Genomic DNA, 20,844 nt, shown 5'->3' on the forward strand with positions numbered 1-20,844 from the left:
ATTATTATTGCCTTCGCAGATTTACACTGATAAACCATTAACCAATTATTCTTCCGGTATGATAAAAAAGTCCGTTGCCCTGCTTTTTTTTGCAGCAGGTTTCGTTGCCGCGCAGGCACAAAGTATTAAGCAAATTATTGTTGAAACCAAAGATGTAAGCCTTGTTTTTAAGGTTTATAGTAATAACCGGGTGTATCAAACCTATTTTGGTAAAAAACTGGCTAATACTGCAGAGTATGCAGGCTTGCCTACTGGCCGTAAAGAAGCCTATATAACCGGCGGCATGGAAGACCAGAACGAGCCGGCCATTAAAGTTACCCATACCGATGGCAATCCATCGTTGCTGCTGCAGTACGTAGCCGATAAGCAGGATAAGCAGGGCGACATGACCGAAACTACCATCGAACTAAAAGACCCTAAATACCCGGTTGAAGTAGTATTGCATTATCAGGCATACGAGCAGGAGAACGTTATAAAAGCCTGGACTGAAATTAAAAACGATGAAAAGGGCGCGCTAACGCTTACCAATTATGCATCGAATATGTTGCACTTTGATGCGGCCAAATATTACCTTACGCAGTTTCACGGCGATTGGGCAACTGAAATGAAAGAGCAGGAAAGCCAACTAACCAGCGGCATAAAAGTAATTGACAGCAAACTGGGTACCCGTGCCGATAAGTTCCAGGCGCCTATGTTTATGCTTGCGCTAAATAAACCTGCCGATGAAGCCAGCGGCGAAGTAGTGGCTGCCACATTGGCGTGGACAGGCAACTTCCAGTTCCAGTTCGAGATAGATGAGATCAATGGTCTGCGGGTGATATCAGGGATCAACCCGTACGCATCAGAATATCATCTGGCGCAGGGCAAAACGTTTACTACACCGGCTTTAATATTCACCTACAGCAATACCGGCAAAGGCCAGGCCACCCGTAATATCCATAAATGGGCGCGCAACTATGGCGTAATGGATGGCAAAGGTACCCGTGTAACCTTGCTGAATAACTGGGAGGCTACCGGCTTTAAATTTGACGAGCAAATGCTGGTAGGCTTGTTTGATGGCGCAAATAAATTAGGTGTCGATCTGTTTTTGTTAGATGATGGCTGGTTTGGTAACAAATACCCGCGCAGTAACGATAAAGCCGGTCTTGGCGATTGGGAAGCCAACAAAACCATCCTGCCGCATGATGTAGAATACCTGGTAAAACAAGCCGAGGCTAAAGGCATTAAGTTTGGGATTTGGCTGGAGCCGGAGATGGTGAACCCCAAAAGCGAACTATACGAAAAGCATCCCGAATGGATATTGAAATTACCCAACCGCGAGGAGAACTACCAGCGCAACCAATTGGTGCTTGACCTAACCAACCCTAAGGTACAGGATTATGTATATAGCATTGTAGATAACCTGCTCACTAAAAACCCGGGCGTGGCCTATATTAAATGGGACTGCAACCGTACCATGAGTAACACTTACTCGCCGTATTTAAAAGATAAACAATCGCACCTGTATGTTGATTATACTTTGGGCTTGTATAAAGTGCTGGACAGGGTTCGTGCAAAGTACCCCACCATGCCTATGATGCTTTGCAGCGGCGGTGGCGGCCGTACCGATTATGCTGCCATGAAGTATTTTACAGAATTTTGGCCAAGCGATAACACCGACCCTGTTGAACGGGTATTCATTCAATGGGGGTACAGTAACTTCTTTCCCGCGCTTACTGTTTCAAACCATATTACTTCGTGGAATAAAACGGCTTCCCTTAAATTCCGTACAGATGTGGCCATGATGGGCCGTATGGGTTATGATATGGATGTAAAGAAAATGACCGAAGCAGAGATCAAATTCAGTCACGCTGCTGTGGCCACCTATAATCGTATCAAACCGGTAATATTTCAGGGCGACCTTTACCGACTGGTATCCCCCTATGAAGAAAACCGTGCCGATTTGATGTATGTGAGCGATAAAAAAGATAAGGCAATATTATTTAACTACGTGCTGAACAAACGCTACAAGGAACCTTTCACCAAAATTAAAATGCAAGGGTTGGATGCACAGAAGCAATACAAAGTTCAGGAAATAAACCTGGTAGAGGGTGCTAAAGCTGCCTTGCAGGATAACGGCAAAATCTTCAGCGGCGAATACCTGATGACAATAGGCGTTGGCATTACTACGGGCAGCGCGGGTCAGCAAAGCAGCAATGTGATAGAGGTAACGCAGCAGTAAAATCTTATATCTTAATTCCATTATGCCATTTCAAGCGACACACTTCGCTTGAGATGGCATTTTTTATTAGATGATACTCAAATAATCTCGCAGTTTCTCCGTTAAAGTGATCGAAACTAAAACTTAACATTATTTATGAAGCTAAAGGCTATTGGCATTTTATGTGCTGTTCAATTATCTATCGCCGGGTTTGCACAGGCCCAAACAAACGAATTAACTACCTGGGGCGCATGGTTCCATACACAAAAGTTTAATGACCATTGGGGCGCCGCTTTCGATGCGCAGTTTCGCTCGGCCCATCATGCCGATTATTTGCGAAACGTGTTATTGCGCCCTTCGGCCAGTTATTATTTTAATAAAAACAAACGTGCCGACCTGGGCTATGCTTATATCGCTACCAATGGCCGCAACGCCTCGGGCAAAACCTTCAGGCCCGAACACCGGATCTTCGAGCAGTTCATCATATCACAAAAAGCAGGGATAAATACGGCTATAACCCATCGTTTCCGTTTAGAACAACGTTTCCAGGGGCAAACCGCCACTCAGCCCGATGTTTTCTCGCAACGCTTCCGCTATTTTGTGCGCGGGGTTATTCCGCTTAATAATAAACCGGTATTTACCCAGGGCACTTTCGTGGCGCTGCAAAACGAGGCATTTGCTAACGTACAAAATAAAGACAAGGTTAATAAACATACGCTCGACCAAAATCGCGCCTATGCGGCCTTTGGTTACCGCTTAAACAAAATGATTGATGTGGAGGCCGGTTATCTCAATCAATATATTAAACAAGCCGAGGCTTATACTATAAACCATGTAATGCAGGTGGCCCTGTATACCAGGTTCGGTAAATAAAAAAGAAGGGCGGCCTGTTAACGGGCCGCCCTTCTTTTTTATGTTGTTTGCGTTATATCCTATGTACTTCGCCGCTGCCCGAGGTGCTTTTGGATACCTCTTTAGGATTACCGGCATAACGGATGTCACCCGAGCCAGATACCCTGGCTTCAAGTTTTTGCGAGGCATTTACTGTGGCATCACCTGAACCCGAAATACTTATCGTAGTAATGGCGGTAACAAAGTCGCGGCCCGAAAAATCGCCCGAACCATTCATACGTATGATAGATGTTTGAGCATTGCCGGCCAGTTTAATATCGCCGCTGCCTGATACACGGGTCTCCAGGCTTTTTGCGTTTAGTTTGCCAACAACATCGCCCGAGCCGCTAACAATCAACTCCATTTTATCGGCATTAATGCCTTCTTTAAAGAAAACATCGCTTGAGCCAGAAATATTAATAGCGTGGATGCTTTTGATAGTTACATACACAACCATTTTTTTGTGCGAATTGTTAAACCAGCCGCCCCAGCTGAAGGAGCCGTTTTTTGTCCGGATCTTTAACACGTCGCCGTCTACCTCGGTAATAATACGGTTGATCACGTCGGACGGTGCTTCTACCTTAACCGATTCGGTTGAACCTTGTGTAATATAAACATCAAAAGATGCGGAAGCACTAATAGCGTGGAAGCCGGATAAGTGGCGGTCTTGCACTTCAGCGAAAGCGCTATTTAAGCCAATAATCAGTAGTACGGCAAATAAAAATGTGGTCAGTTTTTTCATGGTTTTATAGTTTTTGTAGCAATAAGACGTTAACCCGATGCAATAGGTTACAGTAAATATCGCTTTTTTTGTGTACTTTAATTAGCTACAAAATAAACCATGACCGACCTGCCCGAATATACCCGCTCTCAACTGGCCCTGCGCAATGGGCAGGATAAACCCCAAATATGGATTGCCTATCTGGGTATTATATATGATGTGACGGAAAGCCGCCTGTGGCGCAATGGCAAGCATTACGAACACTGGGCCGGGCAAGACTTAACTCCCGAATTAGTGGATGCACCGCATACCGAAACTGTTTTCGAGAAGTTTAAAAAGGTAGGGGTATTGAAGTAACTTTAACCTGTTCCCAGGTTATTCCTTAAAAACAGTAGCAGCGACAATAGCGTGGACGGGCAAGGTACTTTGGTTGAACTAAATGCCAAAATAAATTTCATTATTGCGAATAATTATTCGGTATTTAGTATACCAGCTATTATACCTGTTAACCGTAATTATTACTGCATTTACCTGTATTATGGAGAAACGAAGAGACTTTATTAAAAAAGTGGCTATAACATCGGCCAGTGTTGTGGCAGGCAACAGCCTGTTTGGCATGAGCGCTAAAAGCTACCGCAATATTATTGGCGCCAATGAACGTATACATATGGCTATTATTGGCCTAAATGGGCGCGGCACCAGTATGGCAGGTACCTTTGCGCGGCAAAAGGACGCGGAGATTCTTACACTGTGTGATGTGGATACCCGCGTATTTGCCAAAGCCTTAAAATCTGTAGCTGATAATAAACAAATAAACGTCCCAAAAACCGAAGGCGATTGCCGCAAGGTAATGCAGGATAAGAATATTGATGCCATTTACATTGCCACGCCCGATCATTGGCATGCACCCCTTACCATTATGGGTTGCAATGCCGGCAAACATGTATATGTAGAGAAACCGCTAAGCCATAACCCGCACGAGGGTGAACTGGCCATTGCCGCGGCCCGCAAACATAACCGGGTGGTGCAAATGGGCGCACAACGCCGCTCGGCGCCGATACTAACCGAGGGTATACAACAATTACATGAGGGTATAATAGGTAGGGTGTATTATGCCAAAACATGGTATACTAACGAACGTAAAGCCACCTTCTTAAAACCCGGTACCCCACCGGCAGAACTAAATTACGACCTATGGCAAGGCCCTGCGCCACGCCTGGCTTACCAGGACGGGCTGATCCATTATAACTGGCATTGGGTTTGGCATTGGGGAACCGGTGAGGCGTTGAACAATGGCACACACGAAGTTGATGTTGCCCGTTGGGGCTTAGGGGTTGATTATCCTGTGAAAGTAACATCATCTGGCGGGCGCTATGCTTTTAAGGATGATTGGCAAACGCCGGATACGCAGGTAGTAACGCTGGAATACCCCGACAGAAAAATGATTATGTGGGAGAGCAGCAGTGTGAATGGACGCAAGATAGAGGGAGATGACCGCGGTATTATTTTTTACGGTGAGAACGGCAGTTTAAGCACAGGGAATGATGCCTACAAGGTATTTGACCTGAAGGGTAAACTGGTAAAAGAAGTGGGCCCGAAAGCTAAAGAAGAAGCACTGCAAGGCCGTAATACCGCCAGCGTGAGCCTTGGAATGGATAGTATGCACGTAGCCGATTTCCTGGATGCCATACGCAATAACCGCAAACCTAATTGCGATGTGGAAATAGGGCATAAAAGCATCATCGGTATGCAGCTAAGCAACATTGCCTGGCGCGTAGGCCGCGAATTACACCTTGACCCAAAGAACGGCCACATCCTGAACGACCCTGAGGCACAAAAACTTTGGAAACGTAGCTACGAACCGGGTTGGGAACCTAAAGTTTAATTATCAAAACATCAATTTAAAACATGATCCATCACCTAAAAAAAACACTACTAACGCTAAGCCTGATAGGCGGCTTAATCAGCAGTCAAGCCTTTGCCCAAAAACAATTATTCCCCGAAGCGCCGGGAATGGTTTCATTTACCTATCGCAATCAATTTGCTAAGGATGTCCCCGGCACGCTGGATATGATCAAAAGCAACGGCGTAACCGATATTGAGTTTTCAAACCTGTTTAAACAAACACCCGAGAACCTGCGCAAAATGTGCGACGAACGGGGGATTAAATGCTCATCGTACGGGGTAAGTTATGATGACCTGGTAAATAAAACCGATGAAGTAGGGAAAGCCGCAAAAACATTAGGGGCAACCTATGTCCGGGTAGCCGGTATACCCCACAAAGGCGCTTTTACTTTAGATAATGCCAAACAGGCTGTCGCCGATTTTAATAAGTATGGCAAATTGCTGAAAGATAATTATGGACTTACCTTTATTTATCATAACCACGGTTTTGAATACCAGCCTTATGAAGACGGCACACTGTACGATTACCTGGTTAAAAACACCGACCCTAAATATGTAAGCCTGGAGCTGGATATCCTGTGGGCATTTTTCCCGGGACAGGATCCGGCAGCTTTGCTGGCTAAATATGGCAACCGCTACAAAGCCCTGCATATGAAGGACCTGAAAAAAGGTGTGGAGCGTGGCAGCCTTTCAGGTGGTACCGCGCAGGATAACGACGTGATTTTAGGTACGGGGCAGATAGATATCCCGGCAGTAATAAAAGCCGCGCGCAAAGCTGGTGTAAAGCACTATTATATTGAAGATGAAAGCAGTGCATCGGTTACACAGGTGCCCGAAAGTATAAAATATCTGAATAGCTTAAAAAAAGACTAACATAAATACATATGAGAACAAAGACCATATACACTGTAGGTGTTTGCCTGTTAATGATGGGCACGCTGGCTGGTAAAACAGCTTTAGCGCAAAAAATGAATACGCTGACCGCGAAAGAAAAAAGTGAGGGCTGGAAACTACTTTTTGATGGAAAATCATCAAATGGCTGGATAGGGGCCGATGCGGGTAAATCACCATTTAAGCCTACCGGGTGGGTTGTTAAAGATGGTACTTTAACCATCCTTGGATCGGGCGGCGGCGAAGCGGCCAACGTAGGCGATATTATTACAAAAGACGAATACGCGGCGTTTGAACTTACTTTTGATTTCCGGATGAGTCGCGGCGCTAATAGCGGCGTTAAATATTTTGTAACCCTTGATGAAAAAACCAAAGGCTCGGCTATTGGACTGGAATACCAGGTGCTGGATGATGCAGTACATCCCGACGCCAAATTAGGCCGTGATGGCGACCGCACACTGGCTTCATTATATGATTTGATCCCGGCTAATAAGCCTGCCAGTATTATCCGCCCGATTGGTGAGTGGAATACCGGCCGTATTGTGGTTTACCCGGATAACAGGGTAGAACATTGGCTTAATGGGGTCAAAGTATTATCGTATGTACGTAAATCACCTGAATATCGCGATCTGGTAAAAATTAGTAAATATAAAATTTGGAAAGATTTTGGCGAGGCCGATAAAGGCCACATCCTTTTGCAGGATCATGGCTTTGAAGTAAATTATCGTAATATTAAGATAAAGGAACTGAAATAAGTAATCACAATCCGGGAAGTGTTCAACAGGAAATCGCTTTTAAAACAATATCGTATAAGTTTAAGGCTAAAGCCATCTTGAATTCGGGCTTATCCCGTTGGCTGAAGCCAATGGCAATTAAAAATAAAGTAAACTTTTCATTGCCGTCCCATTTGTGGGACGGTTTAAAGCATAGCAAAAAAAGGCTTTAGCCTCAAAAATGAATGGAAGGTTGAAACGCGATTTTCCTGAAGTATCCCAATCTTTGTTGGTATTGTCATTTTTGAAAGCGGGAGAGAACTATTGATTAAATGACATAAGTGTTACAGGGGTGTGAAACTAAAATCAATTTTATAGGTTGAATAGCTATCACAAATTGTAGCAGCTTTGTATTATTAAATGCATTATTGATGCAGAGGCTGTTCAACCTATGAAATTGAAACGCAAACACGCAAACCGATTAAGGTTTATTTTTTTTATCCTCATCATACTTGCTGAGCCGATAACAAGCTTTGCTCAGGAAACGCCATTTTATACACCACCACCGGTAACCAGTCGTGCCCGGCAGCGGGAGATACGCGATAGTTTGCTTAACCATAAACACCTGCAACGCGCTTTTATCGAATTCGGTTTTTCAGAGATTACCCCGTGGACTATTGATAAGTTGGCTGGGAAGGATTATGCCAACATTAGTTGGAAAACCGTTGGATATAACTTAAACCCCGGGCATTGGGCCTGGGATAACGATCCTTTCCAAACCAATCAGTTTGGTCACCCATACCATGGGAGTTACTTTTTTAATTCGTTCCGTACCAACGGGTATAGTTTTTGGCAATCGGTACCGGCAACATTTGCCGGCAGTTATCTTTGGGAAACTTTTGCCGAGAACCAGGCGCCTGCGCCTAACGATTTTATTAACACCAGTTTTGGCGGTATAGTGCTTGGTGAAATGACCTATCGCTTATCTAACAAAATGGTGAACAACCATACCCACGGGATTCACCGGCAAATGAGCGAGCTGTTTGCCTTTATTGTTTGCCCTACTAATGGTATAAATCGCATTTTAGACGGGAAATGGGGCAAGGTTGCCCGTAATACACAAGAGGTAGACTCATCAAAAGTGAATGCCGAATTTGATTTAGGCTACCGTAAATTTAATTCAGGCACCGAAAGTTTATTTGGTGCAAGCGGGCAATCGGGCTGGTACGCACATGCTAAACTTTTATATGGTACGCCGTATGAAAATTTCAGGAAGCCGTTTAGTAACATCATTATCAATGCCGAAATAGGCAGGGATGATAGCACCGCGCTAAACATCGTTTCAGTTTATGGCTCTATAGTTGGCTGGCAGTTAGATAATCATAGTGATGATATTAAGCATTTGCTGGTGATATCGGCAAATTATGATTACATCCATAATGTATCATTTTTTTACGGCGGCGAGAGTGTAAAAGCAAATTTATACTCGCTGTTTCAGCCCTTTAAAAAATTGAAAATAAATACTACGTTGGGCATAGGGCCAATTTTGCTGGCAGCGATACCAAGTCCATACCTTGTCAATGGTCGTAATTACGATTATGGATCGGGTTTAGGTATCAATGGCGGGGCCATAGTAAACCTGGCCGATAAATTGAAGTTTACGTGGAACTATCGAGGTGGCTGGACAAAAACAATGAACGGTAACCACTCGCACTATTTCCTGCATGCCGTATCCGGCGAGTTTAGTTACGCGCCTGTAAAAGGTTTTTCAGCCAATTTTGAGCCTGGTTATTTTACCCTGCGTGGGTATTATAAAGACCATCCCGATGTAGATAGAAGCTACCCTTATTTTAAATTATCGGCGCGTTACTCGGTTGATATTAAATAACCTCAATTCAACAGGAATGCATCCATAGCGATGGTTGGCTTACCACTGCTGTCGAACGCACCCATGGGATAGTTTTTCCAGTTATAGGCTTCGGGTTCCCAGTAAAACACACCAACCCCATTTGCACCTAACGATGCTGTTTTGGTCAGAACATCGGTCAGCATATCTTTGGATGCCTTGGCGGCGTCGGCATTCATGCCAACTTCCGATATCACTATGGGTTTACCATAACGGGCAATCATATCCTGCATATTACTAAGCAGGTTGGCGGTATAGGTTTGCCACGAGTCAACCGGCGGGTATAACGACATGCCTATCATATCAAACTTAGCGCCATTGGTCACCATGTTATCAAAATGCCAGCGGAAAAGTTTATTATCATAACCGTTAGATACATGCACAATTACTTTTATGGCCGGGTTAACGGCTTTAACCGCGTCGTAACCGCTATTGGTTAACATAGCGTAATTAGCCCCATTATTGGTTGACATATCTCCAAGCGGATACATAAAGCCGGTATTGCTTTCATTGCCTACCTGTACCCATTCGGGGGTGATGCCATTGGCCTTTAAGATACTTAGTACATCATAAGTATGCTCATAAACTGCTTTTTGCAGCGCAGGCAGGTCATAATTTTTCCAGGCGGCGGGGGTAACCTGTTTGCCGGGGTCGGCCCAGTTATCACTGTAGTGGAAATCTATCATCAGCCGCATGCCTTTGTTTTTGGCACGAATAGCCAGGGCCAGCACATCTGCCTTGCTGCTGTATTTCGTAGCCGGGTTTACCCATACCCGGAGGCGAATAGAATTAATGCCTTTGCTTTTCAGTAGATCGATACAATCCATGGCATTGCCCTTGTTATCATTAAACTTACGTCCCGCGTCCTCCATTTCAGATAGCCAGCCAATATCAGCCCCTTTGGCAAAACCTGCAGGTAAAACAGACGGTGGTTGTCCTTCAATTGCGGTAGTATCACTTTTTTCCTTACCGCAGGCTATTAAAGCGATGCATATGGTGATTATAAATATATATAGTGTTCTCATACCGGATGGTTGTATAGACTAAGTTATGAACTTATTTATTCATTAATCACTTATGGATATATTTAGCCCCATCAAAGTATTTGCTAACAAAAGTTTTATTATTAAAAATTATTGGTTTTACTATTTTTGCTATTCAGCCCACCTGTTAAATGAAAAAAATATTCCGCCTTAGCATCGTTATATTGCATCTGCTGTTAATAAGCAAGCTATCTGTAGCCGCCATTGTAGATACCGTTGAGACGACCAGCCAGGCAATGCACAAAAAAATAAAAGCGGTAATTATTAAGCCTAATGATTACGATAAGTTATCCGTAATGCCGACAGTTTACCTTTTGCATGGCTATGGCGGCAACTATTCGGATTGGGTTAGAAACGCGCCCGCGGTGCAAAGCCTGGCCGACGAATACCATATGCTGATAGTTTGCCCCGATGGCAACATATCAAGCTGGTACCTGGATAGCCCGGTAAACCCTGATTGGAAATATGAGACCTATGTAGGTACCGAACTGGTAGCCTGGGTTGATGCGCGTTATAAAACAATAAAAAACCGTAGTGGACGTGCCATAACCGGTTTAAGTATGGGCGGGCATGGGGCGCTTTATCTTGCTTTTAAACATCAGGATACTTTTGGCGCAGCAGGCAGCACCAGCGGCGGGGTGGATATCCGCCCGTTTCCCAATAACTGGAAGATGGCTAACATATTGGGCACTTATGCAGAGCATCCCGAAAACTGGGAGAAGAATACGATCATTAATATGACCCACCTGCTGACACCGGGTAAATTGGCTTTAATTATCGACTGCGGTACCGAGGATTTCTTTTATAAAGTGAACGTAAACCTGCACGACCTGCTGTTACTGCGCAATATTCCTCACGATTTTTACGTGCGGCCAGGAGGGCACAATTCTGCATATTGGGCAAATTCTATTAAATACCAGTTGCTGTTCTTCCACGACTATTTTATTGCGCAGCAAAAGCTGGCTGTAAAGTAATTGTTTCCCTTTTGCAATTTGTCTTAACGTTATTTCAATTGAAATGTCGCGACAACGGGCCTATGGTCCGAGGCGTACGTTTCGGGAACAACTGTGTGTTCTAATACAGGCCAATCTACATTTTTTATAGCGATGTAATCAATGGTTTTATTAGGTCGCATTTCCGGGATAGTAAACGCACAACCATTCACGCAAGTGCGGCGAAAATGCTGGTCGAGTATACGGATAGGCTCCTTACTGGCTTCACTGTTAAAATCGCCAACGATAATTACCGGCCCTTGTTTGCTGCTTAACTCCGCTATAATACGCTTCATCTGTACAATACGATTGCTATCGGGGTGGGTAGCATCAAGATGAGTATTTGCAAAAGTTAGTTTGCCCTTACCGGGGATATTTACAGTAATATACGATAAGATGCGCGCTTCGCCTTTCATCGCCTGCGGCAGGTTTACCTTGCTAAAAGATTGAATAGGATAATGACTTAGAATAGTCAGGCCGTAGTCGCCGCCATCATAATCAATTGCTTTGAAAAACTGTGCGTGCATGCCGGTTTTCTGACCTAATAAAGCCGCCTCGTCAACATTGCCGCTTCTTTTAGTCCCTTTGTCTGTTTCCTGAATCCCCACCAGATCTGGCTTTTGCTTTAGGATGACTGCCGCTACCGCATCAATGTCAATAAGGCCCTCTTTTGCTTTTGATGGTGGATTGGCATGATGGATATTGTAACTCATTACTTTTAGTACACGCTCCCCATAAACCGTTTGTTTTTTTGAAACAACTTTGGGCGAACAGGCGCTTAGCAACAAGCCAGCCAGTATAATTTTAATATTGTTATTCATTGTACAGCCGTATTTTGTTTGGTTTAAATGGTATTGGTTTGATGGTATTATACTTATCCAATTGTTTAAAGGATATTTAAATATAAGTATTCTAAGTTAAGGGAACGTCAACCCATTTAAATGTAAATTGGGTGCAGCTTTCCCATTGTTCGCCTGCTTTAAGTAGGCTACCGGGAAAATCCCTGTGGTTTGGCGTATCAGGGAAAAATTGAGTTTCCAGGCACAAGCCGCTATTTTTTGAAAACTGACCACCAAGATAATCACCGCTGTAAAAAAGCAATCCGGGCATGTCCGTTTCAACAATAACCTGGCGTCCGGTAGTATCATCACTTAATATAGCGGCAGGTTTCCCTGTATCAACATTAAGTACATAACACTCGTTATAGTAGCCATTAGGTTTGCTATCAGCAATAGTATGCGGGTTCCTGAAATCGTATGGCGTATTCGTAACAGGTTTCAGTTCACCTGTGGGGATATAGTTGTTGTCGGTTACTACATATTTGTCACCGTTAATAAACAGTTTATGGGTTAGTGCGCTTTTCGTGTTACCACTTAAATTAAAATAACAGTGATTAGTTAAATTAACATGTGTATCCCTATCGGTAAGGCACTGGTATCGTATGTTTAAATAATTATCAATGGTCAATTCAAAGGTAACCCATACGTCTAAATTACCCGGATAACCTTCCTCTAAATGTGGACTGCGATAATTAAACGTTACAGACGCGGTATCATCTGTGGTTTTTTCGGAGGCAACATCAAAAACCTGTTTATTGAAACCTTTATTACCACCGTGCAAATGAATGTTTTTACCACCATCGTTAGCGGCAAGGGGATAAACTACCTCATTAATTTCCACCCGGGCGTTGGCAATACGACCGGCAAAACGGCCTACGGTACAACCCATGTAATAATTATCGTTTACATAGCCTGACAGGTCGGGATAGTTTAAAACAATATTATCCCGACTGCCATTTTTATCCGGCACGAATATGCTCGTTATCGTAGCACCGAAATTGCTTACACTGATCTCCATTTTATCATTCGATAAATGGAATAAGTATACATCCTTCCCCTCATGCCTGCCCCAAAGCTTTTTGGTGAGTTTCATCAGCAGCTAACAGCCGTTACTTTATAAAATCGTTATATAAACTATTTATACTTGCTTTAATTAAGGCGTTAAAACCATCAGTTTCAGGGGCGCTGGTACCATTGGTGATCACCACTATGCCAAACTTTTTATCGGGCTGGAAAAACATGCCGCTAAATAACCCATATGCCGAGCCTGTGTGCCCTTTCATAGTTACGCCGGGTATCAGATCATCTACCGTGCGGATAGCCAGGCCATAGCCGTCTTTTTCGGTAACCTTAGTTTGCATAATTTTCGAGTATTTCTTTTCGATGATACGGTTACCACCCGGGTACTTACCATAGTTCATATGCATCATCATGTATTTGGCCAAGTCGGTAGCTGATATTTTCATACCGCCAGTTGGAGAAAATATAGGGGTACTATAACCCATCACATAGTTTTTAATTTCCTCGCGTCGCGGGTTATAAGCACCCGGATCTGGTGTAAACTGTTTAGTTTTAGCATCGTATTCATATATGGTAACGAAACGGCTGTTATCCAGCGAGTCGACACAGTAACCGGCATACAAGCCCAGCGGATCAAGCACATGGTGTTTCACATACTGATCAAACCGTTCGCCCGATATTTTTTCAATAACAGTACCTATCATATTATAATCCAGGTTGCAGTATTGGTAATCGGTGCCGGGTTCGTAATTATTGTAACATTTTGCCCAGTTTACGCCTTTATCGGGGTTTATGCCATCTAAACTAAAGTAACCCTGGCTATCGTTAAGACTGGCCGTGTGCGACATTACCATTTTTAAAGTGATCACCTTATCAGGGAACTTAGGATTGCGTACTTTAAAGCCAATCAGTTTGCTGAAATCCTCATCCAGCGAAAGTTTGCCCGCGGCCGCCAATTGCATGATTGATGTAGCCGAGAAAGATTTAGAGATAGAGGCGATGCGGAAAATATCGTTGTCGCTTAACGGTGTGTTATGTTCTATATTTTTTAACCCGAATGAATGGGTATAAATGATCTTGTTATTTTTCACCACCGCAACCGACAAACCTACTGCGTCATATTGTTTCATCACCTCCCGGATATTAGCCTCGGCTTTTTCGTTTTGGGCGAAGGAACTTAAAGAAGTAAATATTATCAATAAGGCGATAAGGAAATGTTTAAATAGGATCATAATAGATGTATTGAAAAAGTGAAGATAAAAATTTCAAGATAAAACTTTATCATAACACAGATTATCACATCACTATTGTAAATCAAAAAATAAATGTATTTTTAACATTAATTCCCAATTGAACCTGTTTTACCAAGTATTACCTATATGAAAAGACTGATCTGTTTAGCCATTTTCCTATCGGCTTTAAGCCAAAATATATTCGCCCAACAAGCAAATAATCAACCTAATCTTGCCAATATTGCTACTGCCACAGGGCAGGGGGGCGGCTACGGTAGATTGAATGATGGCCAAATGCCGGTAAATAATAACCAGCGCCCTAATGGCCGCCCGGTAAAATACCTGGACAAACAATGGGTACAGTACGAATGGCAACAGCCCATTGCAACCAGGCAAATTGGTCTTTATTGGCATAACTTTAATGGCAGCATCCGCTTGCCTAAAGCTTATCGTATTGAATATTGGGATGGTAACGCTTTTGTGCCGGTAAAACACTTATCAGGCGCAGAGATACAGAATGATAAATTAAGTACAGTTAGCTTTGACGAAATAACTACCAGCAAACTTAGGCTGGAAGCCGATTCAACCGACAGGCAAATAACCCCGTTGCAGGAATGGATCGTTTACCAAACAGAAGGCTCCGCTGGTTATGCGCCCGTAGTAATTGCGGGTGTAGACAGGGATGTGATGCTGAACGGCAAAACTTATTTAAGCGGGCGGGTGCGCTCTGCTACGCCGGTACAAAGTATGGTATGGACAAAAGTATCTGGCCCCGGTAACGTTACTTTTAGTGATGTGAATGCTAAGGAAGGCTCGGCCACATTTTCCGCCCCCGGCAATTACCAGCTAAGCTTTACCGCAACCAACGCTACTACCAAATCTGCATCAACATTAAAGGTAAAAGTATGCCTGCCGCCACCGGCTAAAAGGCTGGATGTGGTGTATACCCGTCGTTATAAAATTGATAGCAAATTATGGAACGACCGGGCCAAGGCCATGATCGTAAATTGGATACCTTTTTGTATTGACCAATGCGAACGTACCGACCTGAAAGAAGGCGAGGGGGGCATTGATAACTTTATTGAAGCTGCAAAAGCGTTACATGGCCAGCCACATGGCAAACATAAGGGCTATGTATTTAGCAACGCCTGGGTTCATCAAACAGTAGAGGCCATTTGCGAAGCTTTGATGGTTGACCCGCAAGGTGACAAAGAAATTATTGCCGCGCAGGAAAAAATGCAGCGCACGCTTGACAAGTGGATACCTATTATTTTAGCTGCGCAGGAACCGGACGGCTATTTGCAAACCGCTTATACCCTGCGAGATACCAGTCGCTGGCATGATAGATGGTCGCCACGCGAAAGCCGTGGGAATCACGAAGGATATACCGCGGGATACTTTATTGAATCAGCCATTAACCATTATACATTGACCGAAGGAAAGGACAAACGCCTGTACAATGCTGCTAAAAAACTGGCTGATTGCTGGGTAGCCAACCTTGGTCCGGGTAAAAAAGAGTGGTACGATGGTCATCAGGAGATGGAGCAGGCGCTGGTGCGTTTCGGTCGTTTTGTGAACGATCAGGAAGGGCACCAAAGTCACGGCGATAGCTATGTAAAGCTGGCCAAATTCCTGCTGGATAGCCGCAAGGGTGGTAGTGAATACGATCAAAGTCATGTGCCTGTACAACAGCAATATGAAGCGGTTGGGCATGCCGTGCGCGCCACATATAACTATTCGGGTATGGCCGATGTAGCCGCCGAGACGGGCGATGTGGATTACCAAAGCGCGGTAATGTCTATCTGGGATAATTTGGTAAATAAAAAATATTACTTAACAGGCGGCATCGGCAGCGGTGAAACATCTGAAGGATTTGGCGGTAACTACTCGTTAGGAAATGGCGCCTATTGCGAATCATGCTCAAGTTGCGGACTGATATTTTTTGAATATAAAATGAACCTGGCTTATCATGATGCCAAATATGCCGACCTCTACGAAGAAACGATGTACAACGCGCTGTTGGGTTCGCTTGATCTGGATGGTAAAAACTTTCTGTATACCAATCCATTGGCCGCTGCCGAACCGCGTTATCAATGGCATGTTTGTCCGTGCTGCGTGGGCAATATCCCGCGTACCTTGTTAATGATGCCGACCTGGACGTACGTACGTGGCGATAACGGTTTGTACGTGAACCTGTTTGTTGGTAGTACTATTAAGGTTGATAAAATTGCCGGTACTGATGTAGAGATGATCCAACGAACAAATTACCCTTGGAGCGGTAAAGTAACCATGATAGTAAACCCGCAGCAAAGCAAGGAATTTACCGTTTATATACGTGTGCCTAACCGTACCACCAGTAATTTGTATACTACTGTACCACAGGTTAATGGGTTGAAATCTATCAGTGTAAACGGAAAACCATTAACCCCTAAAATTGTGAATGGCTACGCGATTGTAAGGCGCCTTTGGAAAAAAGGTGACCGTATCGATCTGGAATTGCCCATGGAAGTGCAGCGTGTCACCGCCGATGAAAAAATTGCCGCTGACAGGGGCAAAGTGGCCCTGCGTTACGGCCCGCTGTTGTACAACGTGGAAACTGCCGATAATAAAGATATAACAAAAGCTATTAGTAACCAGCCGCTTACGTTGAAATGGAATAACGACTTTTTACACGGGATAATGACCATTAATGGTACCTGGAGCGATGGCTCGCCATTATTGGCCATTCCTAATTACAGCAGACTTAACCGGGTGCCAACCACACCGACACCCGAATCTGAAAAACCAAAATATGTAGAAGGTGCACCAGTCTCTACCGTTTGGATGAATAAAAACGAATAAAACGAATAATTATAAATAAGAATAAATAATAATCGCACTTTTTAAAACGATAAATTGAAAATTAAAATAATTATCCTGTTAATAAGCTTGTGTCCTGCATTACCGGCAATGGCGCAGACAACCGATACGCTTAATGCGCCTCCTCCAGTACTGAATGGTTTGTACGCCGACCCGAATATCGCGGTATTTGGCAACAAGTTTTATATCTACCCCACAACCGATGGTACTAAAGGATGGCTGTCTACCAGTTTTACTTGTTGGTCGTCGAACAATCTGGTGAATTGGAAAAACGAAGGGGTAATACTCGACCTGCCGCACGACCTTACCTGGGCTGCCGAGCGCGCCTGGGCGCCGACCATCGCCCGCAAAAACAACAAATACTATTACTACTATTCGGCTAATGTAAATATTGGGGTGGCTGTGGCCGATAAGCCTACAGGGCCATTTAAAGACCCTTTGGGCAAACCGCTGATCCCTAAAGGTACCAAACGCGGCCAGATGATAGACCCCATGGTGTTTGTTGATGACGACGGTACAGCCTACCTATACTTCGGGCAGGGGCAATGCAATATTGTAAAACTGAACGATGATATGGTTAGCTGCGATACTTCGAAGATCATCTCTTTTAAGCCGCAGGGGTATAACGAAGGCCCGTTCATGATCAAACGCAAGGAAGTGTATTACCTGATGTGGTCGGAATATGATACCCGAGACCCACGCTATTCTATAGCATATGCTACATCCAGTTCGCCAACGGGGCCGTTTAAAAAAGCAGTAGGTTACCCGGTGTTGAAAGGTAAAGGTGTGGTAAAAGGGGCAGGGCACCACTCGGTAGTGCAGGTGCCCGGTAAAGATGAATGGTATATTGCCTATCACCGCTTTAAAATACCCGGTGGCGATGGCTACAACCGCGAAACCTGTATCTCGCCCATGCGTTTCGACGCGCAGGGGAATATTATGCCTGTGGATGTTTTTGAAAAGGTAAAACCGGTGAAGGTTAAGAAGTAGAAAAACGCATCTGCTATCAGCGTAATCATAACTAATGTCATTTCGAACGAACATGCGTTTGGTAGTGCTGGGCGTGAGGAGAAATCTTCTACGTCATGCTGGCTGCGAGCATAAGATTTCTCCTCGTACCTCGTTCGAAATGACACGACTAATAAATATGTTACTACACCTTAGCCGCAGGTGGCGGGCCTTTTGGGCCGCGGGTGTAAATAATCAGGCCGTTTAAAAAGTTACGCAGTATCTGGTCGCCGCAGGGCTTAAAGTTGGGATGGTCATCAGCACGGAAAATGGCGCTGATCTCGGTCTTGGTTACCCTGAAGTTGGCCAGGTCTAACACTTTAATAATATCATCATCGGTAAACTTCATAGCTACCCGCAGCTTTTTCATGATGTCGTTATTGCTCATGTGGTATTGTTTTTTATTTAACGGGAAATATCTATCCTGATCTTCCGGCCTTTTATTTTTTCGTTTTTAACTAATTGTACGGTACGCTCAATTTTGTTGCGCTTCACAGCCGCATAAGCCGAATTATCCAGCACTTCTATCAGGCCAAGGTCTTCTTTGTCCAGTCCCCCCTTTTTTAGCAGCAGACCAACAATATCAACCTTGTTTATCTTGTCCTTTTTGCCGGCTGCGATATACAGCGTGGCCCAGGGCGAAAGCGGTGGCAGCTTCACTTTTTCAGGCAGTTGTTCAACTTCCGGCATCGTGGTTAAATACGATGGTTTTTCATCGGGCGTTAGTAATAAGTACGATGTGCCTTTGGCATGCATGCGCGCCGTGCGTCCGTTGCGGTGTAAAAAAGCTTCCTCGTTATGCGGTAACTGGTAGTGCACCACGTGCTCAATTTCGGGGATATCCAACCCGCGCGATGCCAGGTCGGTTGTAATTAATATCCGGTGACTGCCATTTCTGAATTTCAGTAGTGCCCGCTCGCGGTCGTCCTGTTCCATACCACCATGGAAAATATCGTGGGGCAGACCGCGGTCGTAAAGCAGGTCGCTAATGCGTTCCACGGCATCGCGGTGGTTGCAAAATATCAGGGTGGGCTTATCGGCTATTTTACATACCAGGGCAAACAGGGCGTCCAGTTTATCGGCGGCTTCAGCTATCACTACTTTCTGTATTAGGTCGGGAGTTGATGCCGCGTTGCCCAGGTAATCAAGTGTTTGCGGTTTATTTATCCCCGTAAAGGCGGGTATCTGGTCCATTTGCGTGGCCGACGTAAGTACCCGCTTATTAATGGCCGGCATTTGTTTAATAATAAAGGCCATATCTTCCTGAAAACCGAATTCAAGCGCCTTGTCAAATTCATCCAGTATCAGGGTTTTAATAGTGGCGGTATCAAAACTTCCACGGCGCAGATGGTGGGCAATACGGCCGGGGGTGCCAATTAACACAGCAGGCGGCTGCGACAGGTTGTTCAGTTCGGTTTTAACCGGGTGGCCGCCATAGCAGCAGTTCACTTTAAAGCCGCTGCCAATGGTGCGGAACACCTGTTCTATCTGCAAAGCCAATTCGCGCGAGGGTACCAGTATTATGGCCTGCACAGTAGGAATAGCAGGGTTTAGCAATCCCAGTAATGGTAACAGGAACGCCAGCGTTTTCCCCGAGCCCGTAGGCGAAAGCAAAATAACATCAGCCTGTTTAACCGCAGCAATGGCCGCCTGCTGCATAGGGTTAAGGGCCTGTATCTTTAATTTTTCGAGCGCTTCTTTTATCATTACCGGGATGTATTGGCCGTAAAGATACGCTTTGTAGTTTTGGTGTACGATTATTCCTTTTTGTGCAAAAAACTATGGCGAATATTTATCCGGCTGTATTAAAATATGCAATGTTTTAATAATTTAGGGCTCCCTTATTAAAATTGACCAGTCGCAGCTTTGCGGTTTACATTACCTATTATGGTCAAATTTATATGCCGTGTATTTTTCTAATAATTCAAATTATAAACAACCTTAACAAATTAAAACAATGAAAAAAATCTTTTTTGGTATCGCTATTTCTGTACTTGCAGGACTATCTGCCCAGGCACAACTAATTGCAAATCCCGATAACGTTAAAGAGGAAGTTTTTAACCAGGTGCCCAACTTGTCAAATATCAAGGGTACTATCATTACCAATATAAGAATAGCCAAAGAGTATTTTATGAACTCGACCGATCAGGCAGCGGGGCATAGCTACCAGGAGCGATGGAGCAATTTACTTAATGAAGTACGGCGTAATTTTTCTGGCTTTAAATCGAGTAGGACGTCGGATTATGGTAAAGTCTCATACACTTTTACCGACCATATTGAATGTAAGAAAAGCGGGCACGACGGGAATTTAAAACTATGCGGGCACACCATGCCTATAAACGAGGGCTGCACCATTACCAGCATAGAAAAAACACAAAACGGGAACTTGAAAAAGTGGGAGCGTAGGGGAAACACTTTCATTTACGCAGCAGGTAAAACAAAGCCTGGCACAGCGAGGATAGATGTTAAAATAAAGGCAGTTTATTCGCCCGAATATATAGCCAAAACGCTTTTAGAAAACGACTTAAACCGAATAAGGGCGGAACTGAATTCACTAAACCTGCCTACCGATCTTTCTATTTAACTTACACCAAATATTAAACGCTGGCCCATCTTTTATAATT

18 protein-coding genes are annotated in these 20,844 nt (G+C 44.2%); 11 read left to right on the forward strand and 7 right to left on the reverse strand.

All coding sequences use genetic code 11. The annotated features are described in order from the left end of the window. Nucleotides 1-58 precede the first annotated feature (58 nt). Both IRJ18_RS05420 and IRJ18_RS05425 read left to right on the forward strand, forming a co-directional pair. Nucleotides 59-2,221: an alpha-galactosidase gene (locus tag IRJ18_RS05420; RefSeq protein ID WP_194105179.1), complete on the forward strand. Its 2,163-nt coding sequence runs from the start codon at nucleotides 59-61 to the stop codon at nucleotides 2,219-2,221. Between the two features lie 135 nt (nucleotides 2,222-2,356). Continuing rightward, the gene (locus IRJ18_RS05425) at nucleotides 2,357-3,073 is read left to right on the forward strand and encodes a DUF2490 domain-containing protein (protein WP_194105180.1); all 717 of its coding nucleotides are present in this window, start codon (nucleotides 2,357-2,359) and stop codon (nucleotides 3,071-3,073) included. A 52-nt stretch (nucleotides 3,074-3,125) separates the two neighbouring features. Here IRJ18_RS05425 and IRJ18_RS05430 read toward each other — a convergent pair whose 3' ends face one another. Further along, complete coding sequence (locus IRJ18_RS05430; RefSeq protein ID WP_194105181.1) at nucleotides 3,126-3,833, reverse strand: head GIN domain-containing protein; 708 nt, start codon at nucleotides 3,831-3,833, stop codon at nucleotides 3,126-3,128. Nucleotides 3,834-3,932: 99 nt separating this feature from the next. Here IRJ18_RS05430 and IRJ18_RS05435 point away from each other — a divergent pair, with 99 nt between their 5' ends. The 5 genes from IRJ18_RS05435 to IRJ18_RS05455 all read left to right on the forward strand — a co-directional run bounded on the left by IRJ18_RS05435 (nucleotide 3,933) and on the right by IRJ18_RS05455 (nucleotide 9,209). Then, complete coding sequence (locus tag IRJ18_RS05435) at nucleotides 3,933-4,169, forward strand: cytochrome b5 domain-containing protein (protein WP_194105182.1); 237 nt, start codon at nucleotides 3,933-3,935, stop codon at nucleotides 4,167-4,169. Nucleotides 4,170-4,350: 181 nt separating this feature from the next. Beyond that, a complete protein-coding gene (locus tag IRJ18_RS05440) occupies nucleotides 4,351-5,697 on the forward strand; it encodes a Gfo/Idh/MocA family protein (RefSeq protein WP_194105183.1) in 1,347 nt (448 codons plus the stop codon). 23 nt (nucleotides 5,698-5,720) lie between these two features. After that, nucleotides 5,721-6,590, forward strand: a complete 870-nt coding sequence (locus IRJ18_RS05445; RefSeq protein ID WP_194105184.1) for a sugar phosphate isomerase/epimerase family protein — start codon at nucleotides 5,721-5,723, stop codon at nucleotides 6,588-6,590. Nucleotides 6,591-6,601: 11 nt separating this feature from the next. After that, nucleotides 6,602-7,363 (forward strand): 3-keto-disaccharide hydrolase, encoded by a 762-nt coding sequence (locus IRJ18_RS05450; protein ID WP_194105185.1) that lies wholly within the window; start codon nucleotides 6,602-6,604, stop codon nucleotides 7,361-7,363. Between the two features lie 409 nt (nucleotides 7,364-7,772). Next, nucleotides 7,773-9,209 carry a DUF3943 domain-containing protein gene (locus IRJ18_RS05455; protein WP_194105186.1) on the forward strand — a complete coding sequence of 479 codons (1,437 nt, stop codon included), beginning with the start codon at nucleotides 7,773-7,775 and terminating at the stop codon, nucleotides 9,207-9,209. 2 nt (nucleotides 9,210-9,211) lie between these two features. Here IRJ18_RS05455 and IRJ18_RS05460 read toward each other — a convergent pair whose 3' ends face one another. Then, a complete protein-coding gene (locus IRJ18_RS05460) occupies nucleotides 9,212-10,252 on the reverse strand; it encodes a glycoside hydrolase family 53 protein (protein ID WP_194105187.1) in 1,041 nt (346 codons plus the stop codon). Nucleotides 10,253-10,401: 149 nt separating this feature from the next. Between IRJ18_RS05460 and IRJ18_RS05465 the strand changes: the two genes are divergently transcribed. Further along, nucleotides 10,402-11,244, forward strand: a complete 843-nt coding sequence (locus tag IRJ18_RS05465) for an alpha/beta hydrolase (protein WP_194105188.1) — start codon at nucleotides 10,402-10,404, stop codon at nucleotides 11,242-11,244. 29 nt (nucleotides 11,245-11,273) lie between these two features. On the opposite strand, the gene IRJ18_RS05470 is transcribed toward IRJ18_RS05465, so the two are convergent. From IRJ18_RS05470 to IRJ18_RS05480, 3 genes are all read right to left on the reverse strand, one after another. Beyond that, a complete protein-coding gene (locus IRJ18_RS05470; protein WP_194105189.1) occupies nucleotides 11,274-12,083 on the reverse strand; it encodes an endonuclease/exonuclease/phosphatase family protein in 810 nt (269 codons plus the stop codon). A gap of 91 nt (nucleotides 12,084-12,174) precedes the next feature. Continuing rightward, a complete protein-coding gene (locus IRJ18_RS05475) occupies nucleotides 12,175-13,194 on the reverse strand; it encodes an aldose epimerase family protein (RefSeq protein ID WP_194105190.1) in 1,020 nt (339 codons plus the stop codon). A gap of 16 nt (nucleotides 13,195-13,210) precedes the next feature. Next, on the reverse strand, nucleotides 13,211-14,353 hold the full coding sequence (locus tag IRJ18_RS05480) for a serine hydrolase domain-containing protein (protein ID WP_194105191.1): 1,143 nt from the start codon (nucleotides 14,351-14,353) through the stop codon (nucleotides 13,211-13,213). 147 nt (nucleotides 14,354-14,500) lie between these two features. Here IRJ18_RS05480 and IRJ18_RS05485 point away from each other — a divergent pair, with 147 nt between their 5' ends. Both IRJ18_RS05485 and IRJ18_RS05490 read left to right on the forward strand, forming a co-directional pair. Then, a complete protein-coding gene (locus IRJ18_RS05485; protein WP_194105192.1) occupies nucleotides 14,501-17,194 on the forward strand; it encodes a glycoside hydrolase family 127 protein in 2,694 nt (897 codons plus the stop codon). A 54-nt stretch (nucleotides 17,195-17,248) separates the two neighbouring features. Beyond that, nucleotides 17,249-18,202, forward strand: coding sequence for a family 43 glycosylhydrolase (locus tag IRJ18_RS05490; protein ID WP_228072570.1), 954 nt, complete (start codon nucleotides 17,249-17,251; stop codon nucleotides 18,200-18,202). Between the two features lie 163 nt (nucleotides 18,203-18,365). On the opposite strand, the gene IRJ18_RS05495 is transcribed toward IRJ18_RS05490, so the two are convergent. After that, nucleotides 18,366-18,608 carry a DUF1456 family protein gene (locus IRJ18_RS05495; RefSeq protein ID WP_194105193.1) on the reverse strand — a complete coding sequence of 81 codons (243 nt, stop codon included), beginning with the start codon at nucleotides 18,606-18,608 and terminating at the stop codon, nucleotides 18,366-18,368. Between the two features lie 17 nt (nucleotides 18,609-18,625). Then, nucleotides 18,626-19,927, reverse strand: a complete 1,302-nt coding sequence (locus IRJ18_RS05500; protein ID WP_194105194.1) for a DEAD/DEAH box helicase — start codon at nucleotides 19,925-19,927, stop codon at nucleotides 18,626-18,628. 250 nt (nucleotides 19,928-20,177) lie between these two features. Here IRJ18_RS05500 and IRJ18_RS05505 point away from each other — a divergent pair, with 250 nt between their 5' ends. Then, nucleotides 20,178-20,804: a hypothetical protein gene (locus tag IRJ18_RS05505; protein WP_194105195.1), complete on the forward strand. Its 627-nt coding sequence runs from the start codon at nucleotides 20,178-20,180 to the stop codon at nucleotides 20,802-20,804. The last annotated feature ends 40 nt before the right edge of the window (nucleotides 20,805-20,844 follow it).

The organism is Mucilaginibacter boryungensis, from assembly GCF_015221995.1.
GTDB lineage: Bacteria > Bacteroidota > Bacteroidia > Sphingobacteriales > Sphingobacteriaceae > Mucilaginibacter > Mucilaginibacter boryungensis.